The sequence below is a fragment of the Bifidobacterium panos genome (assembly GCF_012932445.1).
GTDB classification, from domain to species: Bacteria; Actinomycetota; Actinomycetes; order Actinomycetales; family Bifidobacteriaceae; genus Bifidobacterium; species Bifidobacterium panos.
In genome coordinates, this window is the sequence record NZ_JAAIIJ010000004.1 from 59,882 (window position 1) to 73,533 (window position 13,652).

The window sequence follows — 13,652 nt, forward strand, 5'->3', positions numbered from 1 at the left end:
CATTTCAATTATCTGCGGTTTTCGCGCCGCTTATCGTTTGCGCGCGATCAAAGAGACGCCGCATAATTCATCAGCATACTTGTTAAACGTGCGTTTCATGGTGAGTACACGTTGCCGTACGCCTTTGTCGCGGACAATATTGCGTAGGATGCGCAGTGCACCGTTGATGCCCTCATCCGCAAGATTGCGCTGCATGTCGAGCAGTGCCATGGGAGCGGTGCCGGACCATACCACCTCGAACCCATGATGTTCCAGCAGCGTCTTCCATTCGGCGACGGTGAGCGGCCGCGCGTTCACCTTGATGGCACGAGCCAGATCCCTGCTGATTTCGGTTTTCTTGTCCTCAGGCAGTTCGTCGGGGCGCAACCCGAGCTCATGAATGGCGTACCGCCCGCCGGAACGCAACAGGCGCGCGGCCTCCGAAACGATCGCATCCTTGCCTCGCTCGGTCTGCATGGTGAGCATGGCCTCGCAGACAACTACATCCGCACAAGCCCCCGCCAATCCGGTCGCGGCCGCATCGGCGTTGATGCATCGTCCTGACATCGAGGCCACCACTTTCTGAACGATGGCTTTGGCCTGCGGGTCGCGGTCCACGCCCACATATGATTTCGGCTGGGCCTTGACGATTTCCGCAGCCGTGCGCCCCAGCCCCGGCGCGAACTCCACCACATCGCAGCCAGACAGCCGAGCATGTGCAAGCATCGACAGCGAGAGCTTCAATCCTCCCGGCCGCAGCACACGTTTGCCGATGCGGGCAAGCAGCCAGTGCCCGGGCAAATGTGCCGAGTCGCGCTCAGCCAGCGGCAAGTCGGCATTGGTGATGCGGGCGGTGTCATGGTCGCCATGGTCAGCGTGGTCGTCGTGGTCATAAGTTGTAGCGGTTGCGGTCGTGCGCGTGTCGTCACCAATTTTCATGGTCGCCAACCATACCCACTTCACCCATGCCACGCCAGATCTTTCAAAAGTGACCTTATTCACATTCTCACTTGTGCCATGCCTGGCCATACGCGGATTATATTTTTCGAAACAGCTAACCTAGGAACTTTATTTAAGAACCTGGGAAGTAAATCTGGTAACCTAGGAAGTAGCCTGGGAACTTGAGAAGTTGGGGGGCTGGGTTCCCAGGCTACTTCCTAGGTCCGGGTCGGCAGCTCATTGCAGTATCTGGAAACCGCTATTGCTTCTGTTAGGCGTTAATCCGTGAACTCCTCACTGTACCAGCAATCTCCTTTCATGCTTCCTTACATGTCCAGGAAATCGTCCGGAGCCCCAACCCGATAAAACACCCGATATCCTAGCATGTTTTACGACGCTTCACGGCGCTTCAGACAAGAGCGGCCAGAAGGCAAAACCGCTGAAAATCGTTGAAATACCGCCATTTTGAGCATGAAAAAAGGGATTTGCAAAATCCTGCAAATCCCTGCTGGCGGAGGATACGAGATTCGAACTCGTGAGGCTGTTACACCAACACGCTTTCCAAGCGTGCGCCATAGACCACTAGGCGAATCCTCCATGCGCAACCATGCCCCCGACTAAGCGGGCTCGGCACGCAACTTGACTAGAATACCGCAGGGCGTTGATTAATGGCCGCTCGGCGTGGCGCGCCGGTCTGAACCCACGCAGGTGGTTGCATTAGCGAGTCCTGTCGGTTTGGATTTGGGCTGGCATATAGGATAATCAAGCAGTCGGCTGTTAAAGCCGTCGAATGCTGTCGCGGTCGCAGCCCGGCCTCGCCGTCCAACCCGCAGGCCAGCAGACCCGCAGCCCAGCCAACAATTCACGAAAGGTCAGCACACATGCAGCTCGCCACTTGGCTTGAAGTCGTGCCGATGATGCTGGTCATCGCCGCGGGTCTTTATGTACCCGGTGCGCTGATCGTCGCAGTCGCTGGCGGCAAGAGCCCGCTGCGTGTCGCCGCGCTCGCGCCTGTGGCGTCGATGGCTGTTGCGGGTGTGGGCGGCATTCTCGTCTATCAAGTTCATATTCGATGGGGTTGGGTTTGCTATCTGCTGTCCGCCCTGATTGTGCTGATGCTGATTGCGGCTGTTCGTTTTGCCATCGCGCGTCGTCGCGCCACAGCCGAAATCGCCGGTGCTGAAACCACCGGCACGAGCGAAACCATCAAAACCGATTCGGGCACCCATTCCAGTCCATCTAGGCGCCTCGCCACAAGTCGCAGCAACCCCAGCCAGCGCCGTCGCGACTGGAAACGCCTCGTCCCCGCGCTCGCGGGTGTCGTGATCGCCGCCGCGTCCGTCATCGTGCGCCTCGTGCACGCCATGCCATCACCCGACCAGATCACCCAGACCTACGACACCGTGTTCCACGACAACGTGGTGGCTCGCATCGTGCAAACAGGCGAAGCCTCGTCATTGCATGCCTTGCCGCCCATCCGCGACGTGTATCCCATCGCTTTCCAGCAGTTCGCCGCGCTCGGCAAAATGGCCATGCCCGCCGCCACCGCGCCCGCCGCGATCACCTGCGCCTGGCTGGTGTTCGCCGCGCTGGTATGGCCCATCTCCATCCTGTTCCTGACGCGCGAGGTGTGCGGCGACAGGGTGCTGCCCAGCTTCCTTGCGCCCGTACTGGCCGTCTGCGTGGCGGGCGGGCCGTTCGTGTTGCTCGATTGGGGCACGCTGTATTCGATGTACGCCGGCCAGACACTCCTTCCCGTGCTGCTCGCCCTGGCTTGGCGTTGGTGCCTGAAGGATTGGAACCGCGGCGCGCGAACCTGCGTGAGCGGCCTCGCATGGATCGCCGTTGCCGCCTTGGCCGTCTCGTTGGCGCATTTCCGCGTGATCATGACGTTCCTGCTCGTGGCCGTTCCGCTTGCGCTCGTCTGGCTGTGGGCCGTGGCTCAAACCCTGAAACGCGCCAAGGGCGTGCGTGCCATGCGTCTTGTCGTGGTCGCTTTCGTCGCTGTGGTGCTGGTGGTGTTCGCCGCCGGCTGCGCGGTGTTCGCAAGGATGTATATTTTCGATTCGACCCGCCCGATTTCCGACCATCTCAACGGCGGCCCGGCTCAGCCCACCGAGAACATCCCCTCGGCCATCGCCCGTTTCCTCACCGGCACGCCGATTACCTCCGCCAACCAGCGACTCGTCACCGATTGGGTTGTCGTCGTTCTGCTGTTGGTTGCCGTCATCGGCATCATCACGCTTGCGCGCAACACTGCGAAACGTAACGGCTTGCTTCTGCTTGCGGGCTTCCTATTGCTTGGCTTGGTATTCGTCAGTTGCGCCGGCACGCACGCCGACTGGGCGAAAGTGCTGACGGCACTGTGGTACAAGGATCAACGCCGTCCGTTCTCCGCCTGGCCCATGATGGCGGTGCCGATCATCTGCCTTGGCTGGCAAATGCTCTGTGATGGCATCGGTGCTCGCGCCGCGAAACCGAGCATGAAACCAAGCGCAGCACTTGCTTCCCAAGCCGCCCGGCTTCTCGCCGCCGCGTTGGCTGTGCTGGTGTGCGCCGCCAGCCCCCAGATGGCCGGCATGATGGGCTCGGTGGCCAACGTCACCCGCTTCGCCGCGAACGGGCAGGACACCCCCATGCTGACATCGGACGAATACCTGTTGCTCAAGCGTCTGAACAAAGACGTGCCCGCAGACGACGAGATCATCGCCGACCCGTGGAACGGCAGTGCGTTCTCGTTGGCTGTGGGCAACCGCACGCCCTATTACGCGCATCTGTCCATGGCGTGGGATCAGGATCATTTCTATCTGGCGAACAATTTGAAGAACATCGACACCGACCCGCAGGTGTGCCAGATTTTGAACCGCAACGATCTCAAATGGTATCTGTCGATGGGCGGGCCATATGTGAAAGGCGATCCGAACCAGAAGATGTTCGATGGGCTGAAGGTGGTCGAGGGTGCCATGCAAGAGGTCGACCGCCAAGGTGACGCCGCGCTGTATCGCATCACCGCGTGCGAATAGTGGACAGTAAATAACGAACGGCAGATAGCGCAACAAGCCGCCCTTGTGCCAATGTGCGATGGATGCATAACCTGCAACAGGTAAGATGAACCCTATGCAATACACAGTCACAGCCGTCGTGGTCTCCTACAACCGCGAAGCCCTACTGCGAGAATGCCTTGACGGCATCGCCACGCAAACCAGACCAGTCGACAACGTCGTCGTTGTCGACAACGCCAGCACAGATGGTTCGCGCGACGTGATTCGCGGCCATGAGCTGATCGCCGCGCATATGGCCGACGGCACCGCACATGTCGTTGAACTGAAGGAAAACACCGGTGGTGCCGGGGGATTCTGCGCAGGGATCGCCACAGCGCTCGCTGATTTCGACGCGGCGCACACCGCCGAGACGGATGTCGAAACGGCCGCGACTTCCCAATCGCGCCACTATCTGTGGCTGATGGACGACGACACCGTGCCCACATCCACCGCGCTCGAAGCGTTGCTCGCCGCCGTGGAACGCTGCGTGTACGAAAACCGCGCCATGCCGGCCGCGCTCGGTTCCAAAGCGCTGTGGACGGACGGGCGCGAACATCTGATGAACAAGCCGCGCGTGCGTGCGCACATCATCAAAGGCGACAAATACCTCGATATGTCGAGCTTCACTGCTGACGCCGCGTCGGGTGAGGCGGCGAACCCCAGTGAGACCAGCGCTTATCAAGCCCGCTCGCTCTCGTTTGTCTCCTGTCTGCTCAACGCCGGCGCGATTGTCAATCTGGGCAGGTTGCCGCGTGCCGCCTATTTCCTGTGGAACGACGATTTCGAGTTCACCACCGCGTTGTTGCGTCGGGGCATCGGCTACTATGTGCCCGCCAGCGAAGTGGTGCACAAGACCAAGGTGTTCGGTTCGTCCGACGCCGATCCGGGCGTGAGATTCTATGAGGAGGTGCGCAACAAGATTTGGCTGTGGCGCTTCTCGCGGCAGAACTTCACCCCTGTGGAACAGTTCGAGCTTTTGCTCAAAACCGTTCGCCGCTGGTTGCTCACTTGGCATCGCGCGGAGGACCACAAGCTCATCGCCGATTGCCTCGAACGCGGCTGGCGTGACGGATGGCACACCGACCCCCAGCCCAACGCCGACATTTTCGTCAGCAACCCCGAAGTCGCTTCCGCTGTTTGCTTATGTGACGAACAGTGTGCTTGAGCCGCGCGCCCCGATTGTTGGACTGGGAAATTCAGACGGGCTGTCCGTCGCGATTGCAACAGGCAACGCCACCCTGACGAAACCAGACCATCCCGTACGTTCCGCGGCATTCCGCCCCTTGCGGGGCGAGAATCCTCGGTTCCGCTACCATTTCGCTCGAAATGACGAAGAACGGGGCGCGCTCCGCTCAGGACGGCAAGGAAGGGCGCCCAGTGCGCTTTCGCTTTAGTTCTTGTGGAGCTTTTCGTTGAGTTCGATGCCGGTTTTACGATAGCGGGCTTCGATGCGGCCGTTGACCGAATTGCGGATGAACAGGATGTTGTCTTTGCCGCTCAGGTCCGCGCCCTTGACCACGTCCAACGCTTCGCCGGCGGTGGCCTTGGCCTTGTCCCAAATGGTGATCTTGGTGCCGGCCGTTACATAAAGACCCGCCTCCACCACGCAGTTGTCGCCCAGCGAGATGCCGATGCCGGCGTTTGCGCCGAGCAGGGAATGCTCGCCGATGGAGTTCTTGAGCTTGCCACCGCCTGACAGAGTGCCCATAATCGAGGCGCCGCCGCCGATGTCGGAGCCATCGCCCACCACAACGCCCTGCGAGACGCGCCCCTCCACCATAGAGACGCCGAGCGTACCCGCGTTGAAATTGACGAAACCGGCATGCATCACCGTGGTGCCTTCGGCCAAGTGAGCGCCCAGTCGCACACGGTCGGCGTCACCGATGCGCACGCCGGAGGGCACGACGTAATCGATCATGCGCGGGAACTTGTCGACCCCCAGCACGTTCACGGTGACGGCCGGCGCCGCGCAGGGCAGCCCCGCACCAGCAGCGGTGAGTGAACGCGCCGCGCGCAAGGCCGCGGCTTCCACATCAGCCTTGCGCCGGTTGAAATCCTCGACGGCGAACGGGCCGTAATTCGTCCACACCACATTGTTCAGCGCGCCGAAGATGCCATCGAGGTTCAACGTGTTCGGCTTGGCCAAGCGCATGCTCATCAGGTGCAGCTTCAGATAGGCGTCCGCCGCGTCCGCCACCGGCTCGTCAAGCTGGCTGACAGTGAACACCGGCACGCGCCTGACGCCGCGCGCGTCGGCCTCGTCGTGCGCCAACTCGGCAAAATCGTGATTCGGACGGCTGGCCTCGTCGGGCGCGGCACCCAAAGCCAACTGCGGGTACCACACGTCCAACGTGTTGCCGGCGGCATCCACGCTCGCCAAACCCCAGCCATAAGCGGTGCGTTCCTCAGTCATTGCTGCTCCTCAGATATCTCATGTATATATAAACAAATGCTCTTTCGCCACCATAGCGCGCGACTGGTATGAGCCAGGTGTCTTAAGAAGTCAAAACCGGGGGCGAATCAGGTTGTTGGACTCCAAAAAGCGCTGGATATCGCGCATTTCAGGCATGGCAATGGAGTGCGCCATGCCCGAATAAATATGCTCGCTCAACGTGCCGTGCGCCCGCCAGAACGCACTCATGGCTGACACTTCCTCGGCGGGGAAGATGGTGTCGAGTTCGCCGTGACCGTAGAACACAGGTGGTTGCGCATCGGCCAGCGTGCGGTCGCCGGGCATCGAGCCGGGCACCAGCCAGCCGGAGCAGCAGACGGCCGCCGCATAACGCGCGGGATTCAACCGCAGCAGATGCGCGGCCAGCAGTCCGCCCTGCGAGAAACCAAGCGTGATCACCGGGCGCGAGCCGTCGATGTTCGCCGCAATCCAGCGGTCAATCGCCCCAGCCGCCTCGTCCGCCTGCCGAGACAGCGACTCGCCTTTAGGCACGCCCTCATGCGCCCATTCGCCGAACCAGGTGTATCCCATGCCGTAGGGAATTGGCGCTTGCAACGAAGCATAATCAGCCGAGGCGCAACCGCAATAATTCAACAATTCCGGCAAATCCCGCTCGTCGGCTCCCCAACCGTGCAACAACACAAACACCGGCTCGTCGCCTGATGCGCCGAACCGCGTCAAAGCCTTCGTGATATCCATGGTTTCCCAGTTTATAGCCCTCCCGCGAACCTCATGGGCGTCACAACCCAATGCGCTAGCATCCCATAACCAATCCCTATAGCCACGCCGCCTCACCGCACCTGCCGCCGCCATAAGATGGCACCAGTTATGTCCTGTTTGCTTATCGAAACATTGAATCCGCTATGCTGAAGCAGACCGCGCGGGAAAGGAGCGTCATGTTCGACTGGTCATTCGTCCAGCGTTACGCGCCTTTTTTCGTCAACGGCGCGCTGATGACCCTGTTCATCTGCGCGATCGGCATTGCGCTCTCGCTCGTCGTGGGGCTGATTTGCGCCGGCATCGAACTGGCCCGCATTCCCGTGGCCAGGCAACTCGTGCGCGTCTATATCGAAATCAGCCGCAACACGCCGCTGCTCGTGCAACTGTATTTCCTGTTCTTCGGCCTGCCGAAGCTGGGCGTGGTGTGGTCGGCCGAAACCTGCGCCATCGTGGGGCTCGGCTTCCTCGGCGGCTCCTACATGGCCGAGGCGATGCGAGCGGGTCTTGAGGCTGTGCCCGAAGTGCAGCGCGAAACCGCGTATGTGCTGGGCTTAAGCCCATGGCAATCCATCGTGCGCGTGGTGCTGCCGCAAGCCGTTTCCAGCGCCATCCCAGGCGTGGTGGCCAACGTGATCTTCCTGATCAAGGAGTCGTCGGTGGTGTCCGCCATCGCGCTCGCGGACGTGATGTATATGGCCAAGGACCTGATCGGCATGTACTACAACACCTATGAATCGCTGTTCATGCTGGTGATAAGCTACCTGGTCATCCTGCTGCCGATTTCCCTGTTCGGCCTCTGGCTGGAGAGGAGGTTCGACTATGAGCGGCGCTGATATCCTCTTGCAACCGGGCGTCTTGCCTCGCTTGTTACAGGGCCTGTGGGTGACGGTGTGGATTGCGGCCGTGTCCGTGGGAGCCTGCATTCCCGTGGGATTGTTGGTCGGGTGGCTGATGACATTGCGCAACCCCGTGGTTCGCTTCCTGATGCGCATCTATCTCGATTTCATCCGCATCATGCCGCAACTGGCCTTGCTGTTCCTCGCCTACTATGGTTTCGCCCGCTGGTTCGATTGGAATCTGGATGCCACCGGCGCGTGCGTGCTGGTGTTCATCCTGTGGGGTGGGGCGGAACTTGGCGATCTGGTGAGAGGTGCCTTGCAGTCGATTCCCGAGATCCAATCCGAATCGGCGTATGTGCTGGGGCTGAGCGATTGGCAAAGCTTTGTGCATGTGATTCTGCCGCAGGCGTTGCGCCGCCTGTTGCCTGCTTCGGTGAATCTCGCCACGCGCATCGTGAAGACCACCTCGTTGGCCGTGTTGCTTGGTGTGGTCGAAGTGATTAAAGTGGGGCAGCAGATTATCGACGCGAATCGCTTTCAATACCCGAATGGAACCCTGTGGATTTACGGGGTGATTTTCTTCATGTATTTCATCGTGTGCTGGCCGTTGTCCATTGTGGCCCGACGATTGGAAAAGAGGTGGGCGAATGACTGAGCAAAATGGCGATGCCGCGGCTCTGTCCGTAAGGCATCTGGCCAAGCAATACGCCAACGCAAACAAGCGCGTGCTTGACGACGTGAGCTTCGAGGTGCCCAAAGGCCGTGTGCTGGTGGTGGTCGGGCCCTCTGGCTCCGGCAAATCGACGCTGTTGCGTGCCATCGCCGGTTTGGAGCCCATCCAAGGTGGCGACATTGCCTTGGGCGGCGAGGTGATTGAAACCGGGCGGCCCGGCAGCGAAAAAGCCGGGCGTTCGGCTCGTTCCAGCGAGCTGAGAACACGCATCGGCATGGTGTTCCAAAGCTACGACCTGTTCCCCAACAAGACGGTGCTGGGCAACATCATGATGGCACCGGTGCTGGTGTTGGGGCGTGACAAGGCCGAGGTTGAACGCGAGGCGATCGAGCTGCTCAAGCGGGTCGGTCTGGCCGACCGCAAGGACGCCTGGCCGCACGAGCTGTCCGGCGGGCAGCGCCAGCGCATCGCCATCTGTCGCGCGTTGATTCTGCACCCCGAGGTGCTGCTGTTCGACGAGATCACGGCGGCTCTCGACCCGGAGATGGTGCGCGAGGTGCTTGATGTGATGATCGGACTTGCCCGAGCCGGGCAGACCATGGTGATCGTCACGCACGAGATGAGGTTTGCCCGCGCCATCGCGGACGAGGTGATGCTGCTGGAGGACGGCCGCATTATCGAGCGTTGTGACGACCCCGAGCGTTTCTTCACCCAGCCGGAAACCGAACGCGCGCGGCAGTTCCTGCGCACCTTCGAGTTTGAACGTGCCGGGCATGACAAGCCGTAACCGCCGCCCAATCGAGAACTTGCCTCCCGCTCGCGGGGGTTTAGAGAGGAAAGGAAACAACAATGACTATCAGCTTCAAGCCTTTCAAGGCCATCGTCGCCGCTTCGGCGGCGCTGATCATGGGTGCATCCCTTGCCGCCTGCGGTCCGAGCGCCGGAACGCCGAGCGATTCGGCCTCGGGATCGTCCAGCTCGGCCAAGGCCAAAGCGCGCACGTTGGACGAGATCAAGGAATCCGGCGAGCTCAAGGTTGCCGTATTCTCCGACAAGGCACCATTCGGTTATATCGACAAGGACGGCAAGAACGCCGGCTACGACGTGTATTTCGCGCAGCGGCTGGCCAAGGATTTGGGCGTGGAGGTCAAATACACCTCTGTCGATCCAGCTGCCCGCGTGGACGTGCTCACCTCCAATAAGGTGGATGTGGTGCTCGCCAACTTCACCGTTACCGATGAGCGCGCGCAGAAGGTCGATTTTGCCAAGCCCTACATGAAGGTGGCACTTGGCGTCGTCTCTCCCGAGGATGCCCCGATCACCGATGTCAGCCAGCTGGACGGCAAGACCCTGATCATTGCCAAGGGCACCACTGCCGAGACTTGGTTCGAGAAGAACGCCCCGAATGTCAAGTTGCAGAAGTACGACCAGTATGCCGACGCCTACAATGCGCTGCTCGATGGCCGTGGAGACGCCTTCTCCACCGACAACACCGAGGTGCTCGCCTGGGCGAAGTCCAACAAGGGCTTCACGGTGGGCATCACCAAACTCGGCGACGAGGACACCATCGCCCCGGCCGTGCAGAAAGGCAACAAGGAGTTGCTCGACTTCATCAACGACGAGATCGTCAAGCTCGGTGAAGAGGATTTCTTCCACAAGGATTATGAGGAGACATTGGAGCCCGTGTACGGCAATGAGGCCAATCCCGACGACATCGTGGTGGAGGGCGGCGAGGTCGACGACTGAGTTGCCCCTTTGCTCGGGCCGGTTTGCCTTTTAGGCGGGCCGGCCCGTTTTTGTTTGGCTATTCGGCTGGCGTGCCGCCAGGTCAGATAAGTTCCAAATCGACGTCAAGCCGCAGCGGCTTATCGGCGGGAATCTGATGCTGCTCATGCACGGGCGAGCCCCACGAATCGTCGCCGCCGACACCCATCTGTGCGGCCAGCAGACGCAGGAACATGTGCCGTGGTGCGGGCAGCTCCTCCTGATGCGTCGCTTCCTCAATCATGAAACTGCTGTATGGCAACAGGCTCACATCGAAGGTTTGCTCACCGTGCCGCGAAACGCGCAAGCCGTGGCCCGCCTCGTCGGTGATTTCCGCCCAGCGCACATCAGCATGATTGCCGGTCTCCTGCGGCACCAGATACGGCGCGTGATCCGCATAGGCGCTGGTGCTCCAGACACCCAGCTTGCCGCCGCACTTGCGGTCGTGATAGGTCTCGGCCGGGCCCAATCCATAGAAACGTAAGTGAGAATAGGCCACAGGCAGCATCCATTCGATGCCGAACGCGGGCAGGGTCGGCAGGCCGCTGGCACCCGGGTAATCCACACTCAGATGCACGTGGCCCGAGGTGCTGGCCTCGTAGGCGACAGTGACCTTGGTGCGCTGGGGCGTGGCCAGTTCATAGGTGTATGTGGCTTTCAGCGTGGCCGCGTCGAGCTGTTCGATACGGGTGTCGACACACTTGGCGTAGCGCCCCGCCACCATCCACTGCGCGCGCTCGAAGCCGTGCCCGGCACCGCGGTCGTTGTCGGTGAGCGGGCGGAAGCACGTGATCTGCGGGTGGCGCAACACGAACTCGCACCCCTGGAAGGTATAGGAAACAATGCCGCCTTGCGGGTCGGACAACAGAATCTCGCGCCCTGCGCCCTTCACCCCGGCGTTCCAGCGGCCCAGCGTTATCGCGCCATCGCTCGGCGGAATCTCTGTCGCGGATTCAGCGGCGAGGGGAGCGGCGCTGGCCACGGTGTGCTGGCCGAAGCACAGTTCGTAGCCGGCTGGTGCCCAATTCGTCGGTGCGGCGAGGCACTGCGCCACTTCGTAGGTCACCTCCGCCCCACTCGGCGCGCCGGGCCATTCGACCGCGAACCGCTCGGTTTGCTTGGGCCCCACATCGAAACGCCGCTCGGCCTGCCAGATGCGCTCGCCGTCGGCCAGCATGCGCAGAACGAACGTAAAGTCGCTAGTGGAGACGAATAGATTGCGGTTCTCTATCGTCACGCCGGTTTCGTCAGGCGTAATGCGCACGTTCGCATACAATTGCTTGACTTCCTGCGCTTTCGGCGTTGCGGTGCGGTCGGCGAACAGCAGGCCGTTTCCCGAGAACTCGTAATCGCTGGGTCGGTCGTCGAAATCACCGCCGTAGCACAGCCGCTCGGTGCCATCGGCATCCTGCTTGAGCAGTGCCTGATCGATGAAATCCCAGATGAAGCCGCCTTGGTATTTCTCGTAGCGTTCCAGCGCAATGTATTCGTCCATATTGCCCACGGAGTTGCCCATCGCATGCATGTATTCGCAGGAGATATAAGGCTTCTTCGGGTCGTTTTTGAGGTATTCCTCGATTTCGTCGGCGTGCGCGTACATGCGGCTTTCGATGTCGGTGACATCGCTCCATTCGCGCGCGTGAACGATTCCCTCGTAATGCACCGGTCGGCGCGGGTCGAGTTCGTGCGCATGGCGGTACATCGCGCGGAACACGTCGCCGCCATACGATTCGTTGCCCAGCGACCAAATCAGCACCGACGGGTGGTTGTAATCGCGCTTCATCATGCTGTTGATGCGATCCACGCACGCGGCCTCCCACTCGGGCTTGCTGCCAGGGATGGCGGTGTCGGGAGTGGGCACGTCGCCGGGAAGCGACCAACTGCCGTGCGTTTCGATGTTCGTTTCGTCGATCAGATAGATGCCGTATTCGTCGCACAGGTCATACCAGCGCTGGTCGTTGGGATAGTGCGAGGTGCGCACGGCGTTGATATTGTGCCGCTTGCAGAACACGATGTCGTCGATCATGTCCTGCTCGGTGAGGGTGTGGCCTAGGCGCATGTCGAACTCGTGACGGTTGACGCCCTTGAACTCGATGCGCTTGCCGTTGAGGGTCATCACGCCGTTTTCGATGCCGAAGCGACGGAACCCGATGCGTTGCACCGCCGTTTCAAGCGCGGTGCCGGCTGTGTCGAGCAGGGTGAGGGTGAGTGTATAGAGGTTCGGTGATTCCGCGCTCCAAGGCGCGACACCGTGAAGTTGCTCGGAGGAGATCGTCGTTTGTGCGGCTGCGGGCTGCGTGCCTTCCCACACCGCCACGTCGTTCGCGTCGGTGAGTGTGGCGGCGATGGTGCAGGCTTGCTCTGCGTGGCGAATCTGCAAGGCGGCGTCAAGCGTGCCGGCGCCGCTGGTGTGGTCGAAATCGGCTTCGAGCTGCAGATTTTCGATATGCACATGCGGCTGGGCTGTCAGTTCCACCGAGCGGAACAGGCCGTGCAACCGCCAGAAATCCTGATCTTCCAGCCAACTGGCGCTTGAGAACTCGTAACAGGCCACGGCCACGGTGTTCTCGCCATCGTGCAGCAGCGCGGTTACGTCGAACTCGCTGGGGGTGAAGGCGTCTTCGCCAAAGCCCGCGAATTGGCCGTTGACCCACACGTAGATGGCGCAGGCCGCGCCGTGGAAGGTCATCGTGATGGTGCCCGCTTGTGCCGCCGTGCGCGCGAGGGTTTCGTTGACGCGGAAAGCTCTCCGATAGATGGCCACATGGTTGAGGCTCGGCACGTTCGGCGCGCTCAGATCCTCGTGGCCGTCCCACGGGTATTGGACGTTGACGTATTGCGGGTTGAGCAAGCCTTGTGTTTCCAGTTGACCGGGGACGTTGATGCACGCGAAGGCGCTGTCGTCGAAGTCTTCGACGACGAACGGCGTGTAGGCGAGGTTTACGTCGGCGGCGTTGGTGATGGCGACCTTCCATTCGCCGTCCAGGGGTTGCTTCAGGTCGCTGGTTTCGCCTGGCTGGGGTACGTGGGCGAAGAATGCGTGATTTGAGTGCGCGGTCATGCGGTTGACAGCGAACACTTCTGGATTGGTGATCCATGCGGGGGAGGGGACGATGGTGGACATCAGGCGACCTGCTTTCTTATGACTCATCGCTTCATTGAAGATGAGCGGTTCTCTTTAGTAAAGAGTAAAGCAAGTGTATGTGGAGTGCAAATAAGCTGTTTTATATGGTAATTATGGCGAA

10 protein-coding genes and 1 tRNA gene are annotated in these 13,652 nt (G+C 60.9%); 6 read left to right on the forward strand and 5 right to left on the reverse strand.

Annotation, left to right across the window (positions count from 1 at the left end):
• Positions 1-30: 30 nt before the first annotated feature.
• Positions 31-951 (reverse strand): class I SAM-dependent methyltransferase, encoded by a 921-nt coding sequence (locus G1C94_RS02350; protein ID WP_335341203.1) that lies wholly within the window; start codon positions 949-951, stop codon positions 31-33.
• A 476-nt stretch (positions 952-1,427) separates the two neighbouring features.
• Positions 1,428-1,515 (reverse strand) — tRNA-Ser (locus tag G1C94_RS02355).
• 284 nt (positions 1,516-1,799) lie between these two features.
• On the opposite strand from G1C94_RS02355, the gene G1C94_RS02360 reads away from it, so the two are divergent.
• Together G1C94_RS02360 and G1C94_RS02365 are read left to right on the forward strand one after the other, a co-directional pair.
• Entirely contained in the window at positions 1,800-3,941 is a 2,142-nt protein-coding gene (locus tag G1C94_RS02360) for a DUF6541 family protein (RefSeq protein ID WP_172144289.1), read from the forward strand.
• Positions 3,942-4,035: 94 nt separating this feature from the next.
• Positions 4,036-5,124: a glycosyltransferase gene (locus G1C94_RS02365; protein ID WP_172144290.1), complete on the forward strand. Its 1,089-nt coding sequence runs from the start codon at positions 4,036-4,038 to the stop codon at positions 5,122-5,124.
• Positions 5,125-5,349: 225 nt separating this feature from the next.
• On the opposite strand, the gene dapD is transcribed toward G1C94_RS02365, so the two are convergent.
• Together dapD and G1C94_RS02375 are read right to left on the reverse strand one after the other, a co-directional pair.
• Positions 5,350-6,372, reverse strand: coding sequence for a 2,3,4,5-tetrahydropyridine-2,6-dicarboxylate N-succinyltransferase (dapD, locus tag G1C94_RS02370; RefSeq protein ID WP_172144291.1), 1,023 nt, complete (start codon positions 6,370-6,372; stop codon positions 5,350-5,352).
• 90 nt (positions 6,373-6,462) lie between these two features.
• Positions 6,463-7,110 (reverse strand): alpha/beta hydrolase, encoded by a 648-nt coding sequence (locus tag G1C94_RS02375; protein ID WP_172144293.1) that lies wholly within the window; start codon positions 7,108-7,110, stop codon positions 6,463-6,465.
• A 197-nt stretch (positions 7,111-7,307) separates the two neighbouring features.
• On the opposite strand from G1C94_RS02375, the gene G1C94_RS02380 reads away from it, so the two are divergent.
• From G1C94_RS02380 to G1C94_RS02395, 4 genes are all read left to right on the forward strand, one after another.
• Entirely contained in the window at positions 7,308-7,964 is a 657-nt protein-coding gene (locus G1C94_RS02380; protein ID WP_172144294.1) for an amino acid ABC transporter permease, read from the forward strand.
• Complete coding sequence (locus G1C94_RS02385) at positions 7,951-8,625, forward strand: amino acid ABC transporter permease (RefSeq protein ID WP_172144295.1); 675 nt, start codon at positions 7,951-7,953, stop codon at positions 8,623-8,625. The genes G1C94_RS02380 and G1C94_RS02385 overlap by 14 nt, the downstream gene beginning before the upstream one ends.
• Positions 8,618-9,430 (forward strand): amino acid ABC transporter ATP-binding protein, encoded by an 813-nt coding sequence (locus G1C94_RS02390; RefSeq protein ID WP_172144296.1) that lies wholly within the window; start codon positions 8,618-8,620, stop codon positions 9,428-9,430. The genes G1C94_RS02385 and G1C94_RS02390 overlap by 8 nt, the downstream gene beginning before the upstream one ends.
• Positions 9,431-9,492: 62 nt before the next feature.
• Positions 9,493-10,389, forward strand: a complete 897-nt coding sequence (locus G1C94_RS02395; RefSeq protein WP_172144297.1) for a cysteine ABC transporter substrate-binding protein — start codon at positions 9,493-9,495, stop codon at positions 10,387-10,389.
• A gap of 82 nt (positions 10,390-10,471) precedes the next feature.
• Here the strand turns inward: G1C94_RS02395 and lacZ are convergent, their stop codons facing one another.
• Positions 10,472-13,558, reverse strand: coding sequence for a beta-galactosidase, LacZ type (gene lacZ, locus G1C94_RS02400; RefSeq protein ID WP_253902278.1), 3,087 nt, complete (start codon positions 13,556-13,558; stop codon positions 10,472-10,474).
• Positions 13,559-13,652 lie beyond the last annotated feature (94 nt).